Raw genomic sequence first — 18,300 nt, forward strand, 5'->3', positions numbered from 1 at the left:
GCCACTGAGAGCCCCCCAGAGAAAGCCCTTGAGAAAGCCCCTGAGAAAGCAACGGTGAATAAGCCTACTCAGAACCGCTGCGTGCTGATCACCGGCGCCACCGGCGCGATTGGGGGTGCCCTGGCAAACGCTTATGCCACCCCTGGCACCCACTTGGTGTTGCACGGGCGACAGCAGGAGAAGCTAGAGGCACTTGCCGAGACCTGCCGCCAGCAAGGTGCCCAAGTCACGCTCTCAACCATCAACCTGACCGATGATCACACCCTGCAAAGCTGGCTAGCCGAACTCTGCGCTCAGCAGGTGCCGGATATTGTGATCGCCAACGCAGGCAAAAACACCCACCCCCAAGGGCCCGCTATCTTAGAGCCCTGGGCAGACGTGCAAGCGCTGCTGGATATTAACCTGAAAACGCCTATGGCTATGGTGCAGCACCTAGTACCGGCCATGCAGGCCCGCGGCAGCGGCCAGCTGGTGCTGATTAGCTCCCTTGCTGCCTGGCACGGCTTACCCACCACGCCCAGCTATAGCGCCAGCAAGGCGGGTATTAAAGCCTATGGCGAAGGGTTGCGTGGCCTACTCGCGCCCCATGGCATTGGCGTAACGGTGGTTATGCCCGGCTATGTCACCTCACCCATGTGCGAAGCCATGCCCGGCCCCAAACCCTGGGAGTGGCCGCCCGAGCGCGCAGCCAAGGTAATCAAACGCGGCATCACTGCCAACCGCGCACGTATCAGCTTCCCCTTTCCGCTCAATTTTGGTACCTGGTGGCTGGCGGTACTGCCTGCAGGGATTTCTCAATGGTTAATCAAACGCCTGGGCTTTAACCMCCCGGGAGACTCGCCCCATGACTAACGCGCTGGTATGGCCGCTGCTCCTGGGGCTATTGATCAGCGGCGTGTTTGAAGCCCTGCTTAGCCCACGACCGCGCCCGTTTTGGCAGCGCGGCCGTGCGGCTAATTGCGTGCATATCGGCTCATGGCTACTGCTTTTCGGCATCTTGGTATTGCTACTTCAGCGCCCCTGGTTTGCGCTGATGGTGTTTCTCTCACTGCAACTGGTCGTCGTGCAGTCGAGCAACGCCAAATCACATACCCTCAACGAGCCGTTTATCTGCCACGACTTCGAGTACTTTTGGGACGCCATTCTGCATCCTCGCCTGTACGTGCCTTTTTTTGGCGTTGGCTTGGCAATCGCCGCCAGCAGCGCCGCTGCCGTTGCGATTGGTGCGTTCTTCTACTGGGAAGGCTCGCTGGTCACCAGCGAGGGCGCTAGCCGCTTTTTAACCACAGTATTGGGATTAATCGCAGCAGGCGCCCTGCTGCTCACCCTCAGCCTACGCAGGTTGCCCCCCATCGCTTTGCGACCCATCGATGATATGCACCGCTTAGGGCTTTTCGCCAGCTTATGGGCTTACGGTGTGGCGCTGATGCGCTCCCCCGTGCCAGCACCTGAGCAGTCCCCCTTTCACGCTTTAACGCCGGTCGCGAGCGCGCATCAAAGCGAGCAGCCACTGCCCAACGTAGTGCTGGTGCAGAGCGAGTCGTTTTTCGACCCGCGCCCCTGGTGTCATGAGGTAAATGCCGACCTACTGCCCGATTTTGATGCCACCCGCGCGAGTGCCAGCCTGCACGGCACATTAAACGTGCCCGCCTGGGGCGCCAACACCGTGCGTACCGAGTGCGCCGTGTTAACCGGCATTGCCCCCAACCAGTGGGGCGCGCGCCAGTTCAACCCTTACCGCACCCTGTCACGCCACCCAATGCCCAGCCTGGCGAGCGCGCTAAAAGCCGCGGGCTATCGCACAGTGTGTGTGCATCCATACTTGGCGAGCTTCTATTTTCGCCACAAGGTAATGCCCCAGTTAGGCTTTGATCAGTTTATAGATATCAATGCCTTCCAGAGCAGCGACAAAAGCGGCCAATACGTTAGTGACCAAGCGGTGGCACGAAAGATTGGACGGCTGCTTGAAGATGACGATAATAGACCGCTATTTGTATTTGTTATCACCATGGAAAATCACGGCCCACTGCATTTAGAAGCTCCACGCCAGGCAACGTTAGCCACCACGCTGCCCCGTGCACCCTGGCCGCTGCCCAACCATTTGCGTGACCTTGCGGTCTATTTGCAGCATTTAAGTGAATCCGACAAGATGTTGGCAGGCGTTAAAAATTCGCTGAATACTGCAAAACGACCGGGGCTGCTAGGCTGGTATGGGGATCATGTACCAATTCTGCCTGAGGCGTATGCACACTTTACGCCTCCTGATAGCCGCACCCCCTACATGGTATGGTCAACGGGTGAGAAGGCAGCCGCAGGTGAGCAGTTGGCGACGGAGCATTATGCAAATAATCATTTTGCAAAAAACCATGTTGCGAAGAACCATTTCGCAAAGAACCATGAGTCACAGGAATTGGCCGCAAACGAACTTGGTGTCCAGTTATTCAAACATGTGTTTGGACACGATATAAGTAACGATGTGATCAAGGCAGAACCAGAACCTCAGGAGCAAGAATGACTAAACGCGTTGCCATCATCGGCGCCGCCCATCGTTTCCCCGGCACCACCCCTGAAACGTTCTGGCAGGACCTGCAAGCCGAAAAAGATTTAGTTACCGAAGTGGCCGCTGACCGCTGGAGCCACGACGTCTACCAGCATCCAGATAAGCGTCACCCCGGCACCAGCGTGACCTTTGCCGCCGGTAGCCTGGGCGATATTAGCGGCTTTGACGCCGAGTTTTTTGGCATTTCGCCCCGCGAAGCGGCCAACATGGATCCCCAGCAGCGCATGCTCCTAGAGCTCGCCTGGGAAGCCATGGAAAATGCCAGCATTCCGCCCAGCTCCCTGCGTGGCAGCCAGTGTGGGGTGTTTTTAGGCGTTGCCAGCCTCGACTACTCTTATCGAATCGCGGACGATTTGGCGGCGATTGATGCCTCCACCGCCACCGGCAACACTTCGAGCATCGCCTCTAATCGATTGTCGTATGTGTTCGACCTACACGGCCCCAGCATGTCGCTGGATACCGCCTGTTCGTCTTCCATGGTGGCCTTTCACCAGGCCTGCCAATCGATTCGCAGTGGTGAAACCACGATGGCGCTGGCGGGCGGTATTAGCCTGCATCTGCACCCTTACGGCTTCATCATCTTCTCCAAAGCCAGCATGCTCTCGCCGACGGGCCGCTGTCAGGTATTTGATGAAGCAGGCAACGGCTATGTACGCTCGGAAGGGGCAGGCATTTTCCTGCTCAAAGATTACGACCAGGCGGTAGCCGATGGCGATGATATTATTGCCGTGGTGGCTGGCTCCGCGGTCAACACCGATGGTCACAAATCCGGCCTGACGGTACCTAACCCCAGCGCTCAGATTGACCTGATGCGCCGCGCTTATCAGCAGGCAGGCATCTCGCCGGACGAGATCGACTACCTGGAAGCCCACGGCACCGGTACCGCCGTTGGTGACCCGATTGAGGCCCGTGCGATTGGCGAAGCGCTTGGCCAGCAGCGTAAAACGCCGCTGCTCATCGGCTCGGTAAAAAGCAACCTGGGCCACCTGGAAACCGCTTCCGGCGTGGCAGGGCTTGCCAAGGCGCTCTACAGCATTCAGCACCGGGAAGTCCCGGCCACGATTGGCATTCGCAAGCTTAACTCGCGCATCAAGTTTGATGAGTGGAATATCTCGGTGGTCACCAAAGGCCAACCGCTGAAAAAACAGGGCCGTTTGGTCATCGGCATTAACTCCTTCGGTTTTGGTGGCGCTAACGCCCACGTTATTCTGGAAAGCCCACCCGAGCGGGTCAAACCCGAACCGCAGGCACCAAACTCACCGCTACCGATTCGCCTTAGCGCCCGCAGCGAAGCCGCGCTCACCCAAAGCGCCGAAACCCTGGCTAGCTATTTGCGTGAAAATGACTTGCGCGAAAACGACAGCGCCAGCTTTTACGATATCGCCTACACGCTGTTTAACCACCGTGACCGGCATAGCCATGGCGCGCTGCTGTTTGCCCAAACCGCGGAAGAAGCCGCTGCAAAGCTGAGCGAATTTGCCGCCGGTGAAGCAAACGGCGTTACTACGCTGGAGCGCCTGCCCACCCCGGTAGGTCCAGTGTTCGTTTACGATGGCAACGGCTGCCAGTGGGAAACCATGGGCCGCGATCTGCTTAATGATTCGCCAGTTTTCGCTGAAGCCATTGATCGCGTTGACGCACTTTTTCAGCAGCACGGTAATTTCTCGCTACGTGCCGAGCTTGAAGGTCGTAATAGTGAACAGGAAAGTGATGACAACCGCTTCGCGCTGACCGAAATCGCCCAGCCTGCGCTATTTGCACTACAGGTAGCGCTGACCGAGTGGCTGCGCGATCAAGGCATTGCCCCCACGGCGGTCTTTGGCCATAGCGTGGGTGAAGTGGCCGCTGCCTGGGCCAGCGGAGCGCTTAGCCTGGAAGATGCGGTAAAAGTGATTTACTACCGCAGTGACTACCAGGGCAAAACCCGTGGCCAAGGCGAAATGACCGCCGTGGCCATGAGCGCCGACGACATCGCCGAGTGGCTCGAAAAGCCCGAGTTCAATCAGGTTTKCCTGGCCGGCATTAACAGCCCCAAAGGCATTACCCTGGCGGGTGATAGCCAACAGCTAGGCATTCTGGAAGCCGCTCTGAGCGAGCAGGATATTTTTGCCAAGCGCCTGCCGCTGGACTATGCCTTCCACAGCCCCGCGATGGACAGTATTGAAGCAGGCGTCATCGATGCGTTAGCCGACATTACCCCACGGGCCACGCAGATCCCCTACTACTCCACCGTGACCGGTGCGCTAAGCGACGGGCTTGAACTGGATGCCACCTACTGGTGGAAAAACATCCGTGAGCCGGTGCTGTTTGACGCCGCCGCTAGCGCGTTAATCGAGCAGGGCAGCAACGTCTTTATCGAGATTGGCGCCCACCCCATTTTGCGCCGCTATCTCAATGAGTCACTCCGCCAAGTGGAACGCCCAGGACTGGTATTTGGCACCATTGAGCGCCATAAACCGGGAATTGAGGGTTTACAACGCTGCCTAAGCCAACTGCTGCTGAGTGGCCTTACCTTGGCTAGCGACCAGTTACCCGTGGTAGGACAGCGCGTGCCGCTACCCCGCTATGCCTGGCAGCGTAGCCACCACTGGGTGCACGGCACCAACGACAGTCAGGGCCTGCTTTCGCGCTACTACCAGCACCCGCTGCTGGGGTACGCGATGGCGCAGCACGAACACACCTGGGAAAGTCAGCTCGACACCCAGCGCCAGCCCTGGCTGGCCGACCACGTCGTGGGTGAAAGTGCGGTGTTCCCTGGTGCCGGTTTTGTGGAACTCACCCTGGCAGCGGCACTGCAGCTAAAAGACACCCCGCTGCTGGATATCGAAGAGCTGGAAATCCGTGCCCCGCTGCTGCTGGATGGCCCCCATGGTCGCGCCATGCGGTTGACCTACCTGCCAGTAGACGGGCGCCTGGAGATCCACTCCCGCGAACCAGCTACCGGCGTTGAGTGGCAGCTAAATGCCGTGGCCCGCACCATGCGCGAAAGCCGTGGCTTTCTGCTCAACCGCACAGCGCCAGTGCTGCCCTCCCGTGCGCCGGACTACACGCTGGCAGACCACTTGGAAATGGCCGAGCGCATTGGCCTGCATTACGGGCCCGCTTTCCAGGCGATTTCCCACGGCTGGATTGAAGGCGATGCGGTAATTGGCGCAATCGCGCTGTCAGACGAAGTTCAAGCGCAGCTCAGCACATTGCACGTGCACCCCGGCATTCTGGATAGCGCCTTCCAAATGTTTATCCCGCTGCTGGCGCAACACAGCGAGTTTGCAACACAGCTCGCCTTCGTGCCGGTTCGCGTGGGACGCATTCAGGTCAACACTCAGGCCGGTGCGCCGGTACTCGCCCGCGCCGTTATGGGCAAGCGTGCGCCGCACTCCTTCACCGCCGACTTTGAGCTGTATGACGCCGCCGGTAATGCCGTCGCCGTTTTAAGCAAAACCCGCTTCAAAGCAATTCGTCTCAACCGCGCCCATCATCAACACTTTAGCTATCTGGATGTGCAGCTCACCCCAGCGCCGCTGCAGCCAGAACCGCTGGCACTGCCCGGCGATGCGCTCGCTCGGCTGGCCGATATCGCGAGCGTTTACGCCGCCAGCACCGGGCAGCGTTACGGCAATGAAGTGGCGCCGCTACTCGACACGCTTAGCGAAGCGTTTGCCCAGCAAAACGCTGTGGTTAAAGACCAAGATCAGGCAACCGATGACGCMCAGCACTCGCCAGACGTTATCTGGCAACTGCTGGTGCAGGACTACCCCGACTACTTTGCGCCCATTCACCTGGTGGGCCGCTTAGGGTTTCACCAGCAGGCGTTACGCAGCGGCACAAGTGACCTGGAAGCACTGGGCATTAGCCGCGACCAGTTGGCGCGCTTAAACCGTGTGCTGGTGGGTGAAAGCGGCTGGCAGGCGTTGGCAGGCGAGTTAGCCGAGTTGATCGATGCCCTGATAGCAGAGCTTCCCGCCGGACAGCGCTTGCAACTGCTGGAAGCGGGCCCCAGCGCGCCTGCGTTGGGCGAGCGACTGCTGGAGCGCAGCGCCCAGGCGCTTTACCACGACCTTACCCATTACCGTGTTATCACCACCCTCGATAGCACGCGCCATCAGGCCGAGCAGCTGCAAGAGCGCTTCCCGCTGATGGATATGCAGCACCTGGGGCAAGATGACGCCACCGCGTTGACCGCCCCCACCCGTGTTGAAAAAGCCCAATTGGCGTTTGTCAGCGTGGATATCACCCAGCCTGCCGCTACGCGTCAGTTGATTGAAGCCTTACCTGATCAGCTAGCCCCTGGTGCTCAGGTCATGCTGATCGGCATTGCGCCCAGCCGCTGGTTAGATGATCTGCTGGCCACACCCGGCGTCGATCAAACCGCCCTGGAGCAAGAGACGCTGATCGGCTGGCTCAACGACCAAGGCTTTGTGGTTTCCACGCCGATGGCATTGGAAGAGAGTGACAGCGGCGCTTATTTACTCCACGCCCACTATCCGCTAGATACGCCATCAGTCGACATTGAGGCCAGCGCGGCGCAGCGGCGGCACCTGGTCGTTGCGGATCACAACAGTGAAGCGCTTGCCGCCAAACTGGTCGAGGCCCTGCAACAGCGGGGAGATTCAGCCCTACTCAGCGTTAGCCAAGCCGCCCCCGCTGAACTGCTGGCTCAATCGGCACTCGACAGTCAAGCCGAGCTAACGCTCAATGTGATTGATCTGCGCGGCCTCGGCGCCAGCACCACCGCAGAGCAAACCGCACGCTGTGAGCACGCCCTACAGTGGACGCTAGCCCTGGAGCAGCACGGCCTTGCTGCTTCCCTGTGGCTGGTGACCAACGGCCTGAGCACACTCTGGCAGGCAACGCCTGCCTCCGGCCTTAGCGATAGCGATGTCCCTGGCGATGCGGCCTTATGGGGCTTTGGCCGTTCGCTGGCCAACGAAGCGGTAGGCCATAACGTCTACCTGCTGGATGTACCCGCGGCGGTGAGCGAACCCGCGCTTAGCGCCTGGGCGATGCTGCTTGCCCAACCGGATGGCGAAAACGAAGCGCTGATTGATAACCAGGGCCACCGCTTTGCCACCCGGCTGCGCACCCTGCCAGCGCCCCGCCCAACACAGGCGGAAGCCGCTAAAACCAAGCGATCTCATCAAGCGATGACGCTAGGCTTTGCTATGCCCGGCCAGCTGCGCCAGTTAACCTGGCGCCCGCGCCCGCTACCCGAAGCCAATGCCGACGAAGTGGCCATTCGCGTTAAGGCCACCGGGCTTAACTTCCGCGATGTGATGTACACCCTCGGCCTGCTCTCCGATGAAGCAATTGAGAACGGCTTTGCCGGGCCAACCTTGGGCCTTGAATTTTCAGGCGTGGTAGAAAGCGTGGGTAGCAACGTTACCCACCTAACCCCAGGGCAAGCCGTGGTCGGCTTCGGCCCCGCCAGCTTCAGCGATAAAGTTATCGCCAGCCAGCACGCCGTGGCGCCGCTGCCGGAAGGCATTAGCTTTGCCGCCGCGGCGACAATCCCAACTACCTTCTTTACGGTTTACTACGCGCTTAAGCATCTGGCGCGGGTAGAGCCCGGCGAGAAAGTGCTTATTCACGGCGCTGCAGGCGGCGTGGGGATCGCCGCGCTACAAATCGCCCAGTGGCTGGGGGCCGACATTTACGCCACCGTAGGCTCTGAAGAGAAGCGCGACTTCCTGCGTTTGATGGGGATCGAGCGACTTTACGACTCGCGTTCGCTCACCTTCGCCGAAGAGATCCTTGAAGACACTAATGGCGAAGGCGTCGATGTGGTGCTTAACTCCCTGGCCGGGGAAGCAATCAACCAGAACCTGCGCGCACTGCGCCCGTTTGGCCGCTTCCTGGAACTGGGTAAACGTGATTTCTACGAAAACACCCATATCGGCCTGCGCCCGTTCCGCAACAACTTAAGCTACTTCGGTATCGACTCCGACCAGCTCATGAAGGTGCAGCCCGCGCTCACCCAGCGCCTGTTTGGCGAAATGATGGCGCTGTTTAACGACGGTACTTTAAGCCCGCTGCCATTTACTTCGTTCAGCCACACCCAGGTGATCGACGCCTTCCGCTATATGCAGCAGGCGCGCCAGATCGGCAAAGKCGTGGTGACTTACGAACAGCCCATCGCGCCGCCCCAGAACGAAGTATTGGGCACGGCAACGATGCAGCTGTCCTCGGAGGCCAGCTACCTGGTCACCGGCGGCCTGGGAGGCTTTGGGTTAAGGACTGCCCAGTGGCTGGTAGACAAAGGCGCCCGGCAACTGATACTGCTCAGCCGCAGCGGCGCGGCCAGTGAAGAGGCCCAAGCAGCCATTGCGGCATTTGAACAGCAAGGCGTTACGGTACTCGCCGCCGCCTGCGACATTACCGACCGCGCTGCGCTGGCCGATGTGCTGGAACGCGCCAAGGGCGAGCTCGCGCCGCTGCGTGGCATCGTCCACGCCGCCACGGTGATTGACGACGGCCTTATTCGCAACCTGGATGCCGAACGCATTCAGAAAGTGCTAGCGCCAAAAATCGACGGTGCCCGTCATCTCGATGCGCTCACCCGCGAAAGCGAGCTGGACTTCTTCGTGCTCTACTCGTCGGCCACTACGCTGTTCGGCAACCCCGGCCAGGCTAACTACGTCGCCGCCAACCACTGGCTGGAAGCGTTTGCCGCCAACCGCCGTGCCGCGGGCTTACCGGCCACCTGTGTACGCTGGGGCGCCATTGAAGATGTCGGTTTCCTGGCCCGCAACACCCGCACCCGGGATGCGCTGCAAGAGCGCCTGGGCGGCTCCGCGCTGCGCTCGGAGGACGCGCTGAAAGTACTCGAACAGATGCTGCTGACGCCAGGGCCAAGCCTGGGCGTGCTGGAACTGGAGTGGGGCGCACTTGCCCGCTTCTTACCGACTGCCGAAGCACCGCGCTTTAACGAAATAGCCCGCGCCAGCGACGACGACGGCAGCGCCGATGCCGATGACGACATCAGCGCCCTGCTGGCCGAGCTCTCGCCCGAAGAGTTGCACAGCACGGTCACCGAGCTGTTGCGCGCTGAACTGGCCAGCATTCTGCTGGTGGATGAAGAGAAGCTCGATATTCACCGTTCGGTTTACGATATGGGCTTTGACTCCCTAATGGGGGTTGAACTCATGACCGCTATCGAGAACCGCTTAGGCGTTCAGGTGTCAGTGATGGTGCTCAGTGAAGCATCGACCCTCGACAAACTGGCGGGCGTGCTGATTCAGAAATTGCATCAGCATGACGATGTTGAAGACGCTCCTCAGGATGCGATAGCCTCACTGGCCGCTCAACACGGGGCCGAAGGGTTCACCACCGAGCCTGCGTCTGCCTCCTCATCACCCGCGACCGAGACACCATGACTGCCAAGCGCTCTGAACTGAAACAGCAACTACTGGAAAAAGCACGCCAGCGCACCGCGCCGCGTGCTGCCAGCGCCACCGCTCCCGCCGCCAATGGCCAGGGGAGTGAGCAGCGCACGGTGCCGGAGCGCTTCACGCGTTTTGACGCCCAGCCCGGCTATCAGCAAATTGCCATGATGCGCCAGGCCGCCGACCAGTTAGGCTTGGTCGACCCGTTTTTCAAGGTGCACGAAGGCACCGCCGGGGCGACTAGCGTGATCAACGGGCAGACCTGCATCAACTTTGCCAGCTATAACTACCTTGGCTTCTCAGGCGACCCGCGTATCAACCAGGCCGCCTGCGATGCCGTGGCCCGCTACGGCACCTCGGTTTCCGCCAGTCGTGTGGTCTCCGGCGAACGGCCCATTCATCAGGAGCTGGAACAAGCCCTGGCCMCTGCCTACGACGTCGAAGACGCGGTAGTGTTTGTCAGTGGCCATGCCACCAATGTCTCTACGTTGGGCCACCTGCTGGGGCCCAAAGATTTAGTGCTCCACGACGAGTATATCCATAACAGCTCGCTGGTCGGCGCGCAGCTTTCCGGCGCCAAGCGTATGTCGTTTAGCCATAACGACCCCGCCGCGCTGGAAGCCCTGCTGGCCCGCCATCGGCATCAGTTTGAACGCGTGCTGGTGGTGATCGAAGGGCTCTACAGCATGGATGGCGACATCCCTGAGCTGCCGCGTTTTATCGAGCTCAAGCAGCGCTATCAAGCGTGGCTAATGGTCGATGAAGCCCACTCCTTCGGGGTGATGGGCGAAACCGGCCTGGGGCTGCGCGAGCATTTTGATATCGACCCGCGTGATGTGGATATCTGGATGGGCACCATGAGCAAAGCCATGGCTGGCTGCGGCGGCTATATCGCAGGCAGCAAACCGCTGGTGGAAACGCTACGCTACCTCGCCCCCGGCTTTCTCTACAGCGTGGGCATGCCCGCGCAGGTCGCCGCGCCTTCGCTAGCCGCGCTGCAGCTAATGCAGCAAGAGCCCGAACGGGTTCAGCGCCTGCACGCTATTTCGCGCTACTTCCTCGAACAGGCCACTGCCCGCGGGTTAGACACTGGCAATAGCATTGGCGCCGCGGTGGTACCGGTGATTATCGGCAGCTCCGCCGCAGCCGCCCGGCTTTCCAACGCCCTGTTAGAACAACAGATTAACGTACAGCCAATCCTGCACCCGGCGGTACCCGAAAAAAGCGCACGGTTACGCTTCTTTCTCTCCTGTGACCACACCCAGGCACACATTGACCAAACCCTTGATGCACTCACCAGACTACTGCCATAATTTTGTAACGCTTTTCTCGACACAAGGATGATGGCATGGACGTTTTCAACGACCAGGAAAGTGCAGCAACGCCCGCCTGGTACGTTATTCATTGCAAAGGGGGCGAATCATTTCGCGCCGCTGAACACCTCGCCAACCAAGGTTACGAGGTGTTTCACCCGGTGCTGAATAGCCAGCGCAAGCGCCAGGGCAAGCTCACCACGGTGACCGAACCGCTATTCCCCTACTACCTGTTTATCTATTTGGATCAACTGGTCAGTAACTGGCGACCGATTCGCTCCACCCGCGGCGTTCTGCGTTTGCTTACCTTCGGCGATAGGCCCGTCGCCGTACCCTCTCAACTGGTCGAAACCCTGCGTGCGCAGCCGCACCGACAGGAAGGCATTCACAGCTATTTCAGCGCCGGTGAAAAAGTCACCATCACCGACGGCCCCTTCAAAGACCTGGAAGCCATCTTTACCCGCCTTAAAGGCGAAGAACGCGCCATCGTGCTGCTGAATGTACTCAACCGGCCACAGCATCTGGAAATACCGCTAGCCACCTTAAGCAAGAAGTAACGACGCCCCACGCCAATAACGATGCGCTACAATAGGTTTTTATAACCCAGGTTTTTATAACCCAATCATTCTGCATGGAGGCACGGGTGGCAACCTATCAACGCGCGCATATACCTGGCGGCTGCTACTTTTTCACAGTCGTCACCTACGCACGACAACCCCTGTTGGCGGATCGCCTAAATATTAACGCCCTCGGGCGAGCCTTCAGCAGAGTTCGAGAAGAACGCCCCTTCGTCATGGATGCGTTTGTGCTCCTCCCCGACCACCTCCACTGCCTATGGACACTCCCCGAAGGCGACGCCGACTACTCCTCGCGCTGGAGGGACATCAAAAAATACGCCTCGCAGGAATTTCTATTTCCACCCGGCACCCAGAACGCCTGGCAGCGCGGCTTCTGGGAACACGTCATTCGCGACGACAACGACTGGCAGCAGCATATGGATTACATCCATTACAACCCCGTCAAACACGGCTGGACGAAAGCCCCACGCGATTGGGAATGGTCGAGCTTTCGACAATGCGTACAGAAAGGCTGGTACGACCCCGACTGGGGCACCCAACAAGTACCCGATGTCGCCGACATGAATTGGGAATAAAGCCCCCGTGGCGCGTGGTAACGAGTCTCGCGAGGCAAGAGCAAATGAAGTACCCGCGGGTGGCGGAGGAACGACGCCCTGTGGCGCGGAATCAACCCGGCACCGCTGCGCGCTGCTCCCGCGGGTGCGCTAACGCTTACGCCGCGCTAGGAAAATCCAAAGGTTCAGCTTCGAGCACGCACCGTAGCGCGTGGTAACGAATCTCGCGAGGCACGAGCGAATGAGGCACCCGCGGGAGGCGGCGCAAGCCGCCCAATGGCACCCAACCAAACCCCAGCAATGCTGCGCGCTACTGCTTCCGTGGGGTCATCAAACTTATGTAAAGATAACAAATTGCAAAATGTCAGCCACAAGTTAGGTCAGCAGCAATCAAAATAACGACAAAAATCTTGATGTAGTTGTTGAAAGCGTACGGCCGTTAAAGAGCCATATTTCTTTACAACAACCTGCTTTGAAATGACAAATGTTTTTCGTACCATAATTTTAGAACGCTTTGGCAGACCACCTTCTCCTAAATCAGCTTCTTCAAGCAGTGACTCATCTTCATGCAGCCTATGTAATTGGCTACTGACAGGAACCCCAACAAAATCATCAAAAGGCAGATTATCCTTAAAAACGATCACAGGCCTGAGTTTGCGCTGTTTGGAGTCGGAGAAGTAGAACTCACACAACACAAGTTCACCTCGCCTCACTTCCATATTGCGTCCTCAGCTGCACTGCTCCACTCATCTACCAATCCCGCTGAATGTTCAGAAAATGCTCGCAGATCCGAGCTTTCGGAGTCATCTTCCAGCAAGATAACAACACGCGCATGTCTGTTGGCAAGCGCCTTGTACTCGTCAGGAATATTGACCACCCCATTCTGGATATCGGTTTCAAATTCAATCGCGTACATCACACCCCCTTTTGCTCACATATCTTGACTGACCATTGGACACCTTTTTTATTATAAATTCGAGCATTACCACACTCCGCTGCGCGCTGCCCCACGGATGCGCTTTAGGCTTACCTGGCGCTACAAGGTTTGTGCACGATCGAAAAACCGAGGAACGGTGGTGACGACCTTAAATTAATATTTATTAAGGTAAAGCTAATCTACAACCCGGACTTCTCTAAGGATGGGCACTTCGACTCTACTAAGTCCACCCAACCTCCATCCCTCAACGGGGCTACTGCCATCTGTACCCCCGAATGCCCCCCAAACCACTCGAAACGTGGTTGCGTACAAAGCCCCATCTCCCATAACGATGTTCGCATCCATATGAAAGCGACGCTTCTGCTCTTGCATTAATTCATCATCAAGCTCGGTTATTATTTCAATATCCGCGATACCGTTCTCTTTGCACGCCTCATGAAAAGCAGCAAACTTTTCATCATAATAGGGATCTGGTTCTATTTTTCGATAATGCATTGCAAGGTGTCTGTCTTTATCACCATCACAGATCGCCTGAACAGCAGCATTCACCATCCCTGTTGCTGTCTCGCTAAACACTTCCTCCTCCGCCAAGGCAGAGGAAGATAGCAGCAGAGCAAAAGCCGTAGCAGACAAAATAGAGGTTAGCTTTATTTTTTGTATCATTCCCATTTCCCTTTTGTTGTTAAGCTATTGTTGATCCCAGCCCGACTTCAAACTTAGCATCACAAGTGCCCCTCTACTGACTACGACCCCGTACTTTTCAACACCCCCGCTAACAGCGCTTTAGCGTTTTCAATCAATTCATCCAGGTGCTGCTCACCTTTGAAGCTTTCGGCATACACCTTATAAAGCGATTCTGTGCCACTTGGCCGAGCGGCAAACCAACCGTTTTCGGTGGTGACTTTGATACCACCAATGGCGGCACCATTGCCGGGCGCATTGACCAACACCGCAGTAATCGGATCACCAGCAAGCTGCTGCTCAGTCACACTCTCGGCGGTCAGTTTCTTGAACGCTGCCTTCTCTTCCGGTGAACAAGCCGTATCCACACGCTTATAGAAAGGCTCGCCGAAACGCTCAGTCAGCGTGCGGTAGTACTCGCTAGGCGTCTTACCGGTCACCGACATGATTTCAGCCGCCAGCAAACACAGCACGATGCCATCTTTATCGGTGGACCACGCCTTACCGTCACGGGTTAGCAAACTAGCGCCAGCGCTCTCTTCACCACCAAACGCCAGCCAGCCCTGGTGCAGGCCCTCTACAAACCACTTGAAGCCTACCGGCACCTCATAAAGCTCGCGCTGGTGGGAAGCCACTACTCGGTCGATCATGGAGGACGACACCAGCGTCTTGCCAATTTTCAGGCTAGCCGCCCACGCCGGGCGATGAGTAATCAGGTAATCGATGCACACGGCCAAAAAGTGGTTCGGGTTCATCAAGCCGTTGGCATCGACAATACCGTGGCGGTCGGCATCCGGATCATTACCAAAAGCGATATCGAAGCGGTCTTTAATCTTGAGCAGATTGGCCATCGCCGCAGGGCTTGAACAATCCATACGGATTTTGCCGTCGTGATCCGGCGGCATAAACGCAAATTCAGGATCGACCGTGGTATTCACCACTTCAAGATTAAGGTTGTAGTGCGCCGCGATTGCCTGCCACACCGGCAGTGCGGTGCCGCCCATGGGGTCGGCGCCCAAGGTCAGGTTGGCTTCCTGAATCGCGGCAATATCCACCACGCTGCCCAGCTTGGCAACGTAATGCGCCGTAAAATCGAACTCTTGTGCGTGGGCAATCGCCTCGTCAACTGGCACGGTGGGCACATCTTCCAACTGGCGCAGCAGGTAAGCATTGGCGCGCAGCTCGATCCAGCCCGTGGCGTCGGTATCTGCCGGGCCGCCGTGGTAAGGGTTGTACTTGATGCCGCCATCTTCCGGTGGATTATGCGAAGGCGTGATGATCAAGCCATCCGCCAGCGCCACCTCAGTTCCCGCCTGATCTTGAGGACGGTTATGGTGCAAGATTGCCTGGCTAATCAACGGCGTCGCGGTGTAGCCGTGATCTTTCTCGACGAATACCGGCACCCTGTTTGCGGCCAGCACTTGCAGCACGCACTCCCAGGCGGGACGAGAAAGCGCATGGGTATCAAACCCTAAAAACAGCGGCCCCTGATAGCCCGTCTCAGTGCGGTAATCGACCACCGCCTGGGTGATCGCATAAATATGCGCCGCGTTAAAAGTACGCTCTAGGGAACGGCCCCGGTGGCCGGAGGTGCCAAACGTCACCCGCTCCTTGGGAACGCTGGCACTCGGTTGTTGTTCGTAAAATGCTTTTAAAATGGCTTCCATTTGTAAACTCCTTTTAACAACAAAACCTACGACCAGCGGCCTCAACACCTAAGTCTATAAGACTCAAGTCTGTAAGCGCTAGGGCCAAAAAAAGAAAGCCCCAATGATAGGGGCTTAGAACCATGAGTGTTTCTACAGCACCGCTCCGCACTGCATCGCGGGTGCGCTCCGCTTACCACGCGCTACGAAAAGCACAAAACCAAGTGCTTGCACATACCGTAGCGCGTGGTAACGAGTCTGCGAGGGACGAGCAACGAGGCACCCGCGGGTGGCGGCGGAACGACGCCCAATGGCACAAAACCAACCCCAGCACCGCTCCGCGCTGCATCGCGGGTGCGCTATCGCTTACCACGCGCTACGAAAACCACAAACCAAGTGCGTGCACATACCGTAGCGCGTGGTAACGAGGTTGTGAGAGAAACGAACATCCGAGGCACCTGCAGCGGCAGCCCGGCACGGATAGCGGCGGAACGACGCCCAATGGCACTTGTCATCAATCACTACCAAACAGGTCACGGGTATACACCTTGGCTTCTACATCGCTCAACTCAGCGACCATGCGGTTCGCCAGGATGACATCGCACTTCTCCTTGAACGCATCCAGGTCACGCATGACGGTCGAGCCGAAAAACTTATCGTCTTCTAACACCGGCTCGTAAACCACCACTTCCACCCCTTTCGCCTTGATACGCTTCATCACGCCCTGCATGGCACTGGCGCGGAAGTTATCCGAACCCGTTTTCATGATCAGCCGGTACACCCCCACCACGCTCGGGTTGCGGCGCAGCACCGATTCCGCGATGAAATCTTTCCGCGTGCGGTTCGCATCCACAATCGCCTGAACCATGTTACTGGGTACATCGGCGTAGTTGGCCAGGAGTTGCTTGGTATCTTTCGGCAGGCAGTAGCCGCCGTACCCAAAGCTCGGGTTGTTGTAGTGCTTACCGATACGCGGGTCGAGACCCACGCCCTGGATAATCTGCTTAGCATCCAGGCCGTGGGTTTCAGCGTAGCTGTCTAATTCATTGAAGTAGGCAACCCGCATGGCCAGGTAGGTATTCGCAAACAGCTTGATCGCCTCGGCTTCGGTGCTGTTGGTTAGCAGCACCTCAACCTCTTCTGCCATCGCCCCCTGCTTGAGAAGTTCAGCAAACGTTTCGCCGCGCTCGGAACGCTCGCCCACAATAATGCGCGATGGGTAAAGGTTGTCATAAAGCGCCTTACCTTCGCGCAAAAACTCAGGCGAGAAAAGTAGGTTCTGGGTTTTGAAGCGCTCTGAAGCACCCTTGGTATAGCCCACTGGCACGGTGGATTTAATCACCATCACCGCATCAGGATTAATGCGCATGACCTGCTCAATAACGGCTTCAACGCTTTTKGTATCGAAATAGTTGGTTTGGGGATCGTAATCGGTGGGGGTAGCAATGATCACGAACTGCGCATCGGCGTAGGCCTGCTCAGCATCCAAGGTGGCCGTAAAATTCAAATCATCACGATTTAAAAACGCCGCAATTTCCGTATCTTCGATCGGTGAGCGGCGATTATTCAGCAGCTCGACTTTCTCGGGAACAATATCCACCGCGACCACTTCGTGGTGCTGCGCAAGCAGCATCGCGTTGGAAAGCCCTACATAGCCCGTTCCTGCAACGGCAATTTTCATGCGAATCAATCCCTAAGATGTTTCTAAAAGCTGACCATAAAACCAATGGTAACAAATCAGCTAATCAGAAAGCGCAGGAGCGGGCAAACTTTCATCGATCGGCGTGCTTCACCGGCTCATGCCCCCACGCAACAAAGTTAGGGTTGAGGATTTCACGAGGGTTGGCGTAGCTGAGCTCAGTGCCTTCCAGGTTTTCTATCCGGCCGCCCGCCTGGAGCAACACCGCATGGGCCGCTCCGGTATCCCATAAAGAGGTGGGGCCTAAACGCGGGTAGGCATCGGCAAAGCCTTCGGCGATGATGCACATCTTCAAAGAACTGCCCATGGGCAACATGGTGTGCTCACCCAACTGCTCAAGCCACGCAGCTAAATCGGGGCTGGCATGTGAACGGCTGCCCATTACCCGCCACGCCACGCCCGCTTTAGGCTTACCGGCGACAGAAATAGCCTTACGCTCACCATTGGCTTCCACCTTAAACGCGCCCAGCCCCTGGGCAGCCACGTAGCCAACATCCAACGCCGGGGCGGTCACCACGCCCAGCACCGGCTTGCCGTTTTCGATCAGGGCGATATTGACGGTGAACTCGTCGTTGCGCTTGATGAACTCCTTGGTGCCATCCAGCGGGTCCACTAGCCAGTAGCGGCCATTCGGATCAACCCCAGTAAAGCCTTCGATATCTTCTTCCGAGAGAATCGGAAATTGCTCCGGCAATGCCTGCAAGCCGCGCACGATAATCGAGTGAGCAGCTTTATCAGCTTCGGTTAACGGGCTTTTATCCGCCTTTTTTTCCACGCTGAAATCGCGAGCGTAAATGCTCATAATTGCCTCGCCAGCTTCATAGGCAATTCGTTCGACGGCATCCAGCAGTGCTTGGTTAATAACCGCCATACTCCAAAACTCTATAAGACTAAATTTTAAAGATTGTCTTTAATATCTAGTCCTTGTATAAAAAAGCCAAGAAGCAGCC

At 57.7% G+C, this 18,300-nt stretch carries 12 protein-coding genes; 6 read left to right on the plus strand and 6 right to left on the minus strand.

Features of this window, described 5'->3' with window-relative positions; translation table 11 throughout:
* Positions 1–54 precede the first annotated feature (54 nt).
* The 6 genes from HALO_RS15800 to HALO_RS15825 all read left to right on the plus strand — a co-directional run bounded on the left by HALO_RS15800 (position 55) and on the right by HALO_RS15825 (position 12,408).
* Complete coding sequence (locus tag HALO_RS15800) at positions 55–852, plus strand: SDR family NAD(P)-dependent oxidoreductase (RefSeq protein ID WP_050714195.1); 798 nt, start codon at positions 55–57, stop codon at positions 850–852.
* On the plus strand, positions 845–2,515 hold the full coding sequence (locus tag HALO_RS15805) for an LTA synthase family protein (RefSeq protein ID WP_035578012.1): 1,671 nt from the start codon (positions 845–847) through the stop codon (positions 2,513–2,515). The genes HALO_RS15800 and HALO_RS15805 overlap by 8 nt, the downstream gene beginning before the upstream one ends.
* Positions 2,512–9,933 carry a type I polyketide synthase gene (locus HALO_RS15810; RefSeq protein WP_050713639.1) on the plus strand — a complete coding sequence of 2,474 codons (7,422 nt, stop codon included), beginning with the start codon at positions 2,512–2,514 and terminating at the stop codon, positions 9,931–9,933. Before HALO_RS15805 ends, HALO_RS15810 begins: the two co-directional genes overlap by 4 nt.
* Positions 9,930–11,255: an aminotransferase class I/II-fold pyridoxal phosphate-dependent enzyme gene (locus HALO_RS15815; protein ID WP_050713640.1), complete on the plus strand. Its 1,326-nt coding sequence runs from the start codon at positions 9,930–9,932 to the stop codon at positions 11,253–11,255. The genes HALO_RS15810 and HALO_RS15815 overlap by 4 nt, the downstream gene beginning before the upstream one ends.
* 35 nt (positions 11,256–11,290) lie before the next feature.
* On the plus strand, positions 11,291–11,812 hold the full coding sequence (gene rfaH, locus HALO_RS15820) for a transcription/translation regulatory transformer protein RfaH (RefSeq protein ID WP_035578007.1): 522 nt from the start codon (positions 11,291–11,293) through the stop codon (positions 11,810–11,812).
* Positions 11,813–11,898: 86 nt separating this feature from the next.
* Positions 11,899–12,408 carry an REP-associated tyrosine transposase gene (locus tag HALO_RS15825; protein WP_035578004.1) on the plus strand — a complete coding sequence of 170 codons (510 nt, stop codon included), beginning with the start codon at positions 11,899–11,901 and terminating at the stop codon, positions 12,406–12,408.
* Positions 12,409–12,767: 359 nt separating this feature from the next.
* Here the strand turns inward: HALO_RS15825 and HALO_RS15830 are convergent, their stop codons facing one another.
* The 6 genes from HALO_RS15830 to cysQ form a co-directional block, all read right to left on the minus strand.
* Positions 12,768–13,106 carry a type II toxin-antitoxin system PemK/MazF family toxin gene (locus tag HALO_RS15830; RefSeq protein WP_035578002.1) on the minus strand — a complete coding sequence of 113 codons (339 nt, stop codon included), beginning with the start codon at positions 13,104–13,106 and terminating at the stop codon, positions 12,768–12,770.
* Positions 13,097–13,303 (minus strand): hypothetical protein, encoded by a 207-nt coding sequence (locus tag HALO_RS15835; protein WP_035578000.1) that lies wholly within the window; start codon positions 13,301–13,303, stop codon positions 13,097–13,099. Before HALO_RS15835 ends, HALO_RS15830 begins: the two co-directional genes overlap by 10 nt.
* A 195-nt stretch (positions 13,304–13,498) precedes the next feature.
* On the minus strand, positions 13,499–13,987 hold the full coding sequence (locus HALO_RS15840) for a hypothetical protein (RefSeq protein ID WP_035577998.1): 489 nt from the start codon (positions 13,985–13,987) through the stop codon (positions 13,499–13,501).
* An 80-nt stretch (positions 13,988–14,067) separates the two neighbouring features.
* Positions 14,068–15,672: a phosphoglucomutase (alpha-D-glucose-1,6-bisphosphate-dependent) gene (gene pgm, locus HALO_RS15845; protein WP_050713641.1), complete on the minus strand. Its 1,605-nt coding sequence runs from the start codon at positions 15,670–15,672 to the stop codon at positions 14,068–14,070.
* A 493-nt stretch (positions 15,673–16,165) separates the two neighbouring features.
* Positions 16,166–17,332 (minus strand): nucleotide sugar dehydrogenase, encoded by a 1,167-nt coding sequence (locus HALO_RS15850; protein WP_050713642.1) that lies wholly within the window; start codon positions 17,330–17,332, stop codon positions 16,166–16,168.
* Between the two features lie 91 nt (positions 17,333–17,423).
* Positions 17,424–18,221 (minus strand): 3'(2'),5'-bisphosphate nucleotidase CysQ, encoded by a 798-nt coding sequence (gene cysQ, locus HALO_RS15855; protein WP_050713643.1) that lies wholly within the window; start codon positions 18,219–18,221, stop codon positions 17,424–17,426.
* Positions 18,222–18,300 lie beyond the last annotated feature (79 nt).

Source organism: Halomonas sp. R57-5 (assembly GCF_900070345.1).
Lineage (GTDB): Bacteria > Pseudomonadota > Gammaproteobacteria > Pseudomonadales > Halomonadaceae > Vreelandella > Vreelandella ventosae_B.

Bases quoted from the DNA above. Each gene is read 5' to 3' on its own strand.
- rfaH (WP_035578007.1), top strand. From the start codon at position 11,291: ATGGACGTTTTCAACGACCAGGAAAGTGCAGCAACGCCCGCCTGGTAC.
- HALO_RS15840 (WP_035577998.1), bottom strand. From the start codon at position 13,987: ATGATACAAAAAATAAAGCTAACCTCTATTTTGTCTGCTACGGCTTTT.
- HALO_RS15805 (WP_035578012.1), top strand. From the start codon at position 845: ATGACTAACGCGCTGGTATGGCCGCTGCTCCTGGGGCTATTGATCAGC.
- pgm (WP_050713641.1), bottom strand. From the start codon at position 15,672: ATGGAAGCCATTTTAAAAGCATTTTACGAACAACAACCGAGTGCCAGC.
- cysQ (WP_050713643.1), bottom strand. From the start codon at position 18,221: ATGGCGGTTATTAACCAAGCACTGCTGGATGCCGTCGAACGAATTGCC.
- HALO_RS15830 (WP_035578002.1), bottom strand. From the start codon at position 13,106: ATGGAAGTGAGGCGAGGTGAACTTGTGTTGTGTGAGTTCTACTTCTCC.
- HALO_RS15835 (WP_035578000.1), bottom strand. From the start codon at position 13,303: ATGTACGCGATTGAATTTGAAACCGATATCCAGAATGGGGTGGTCAAT.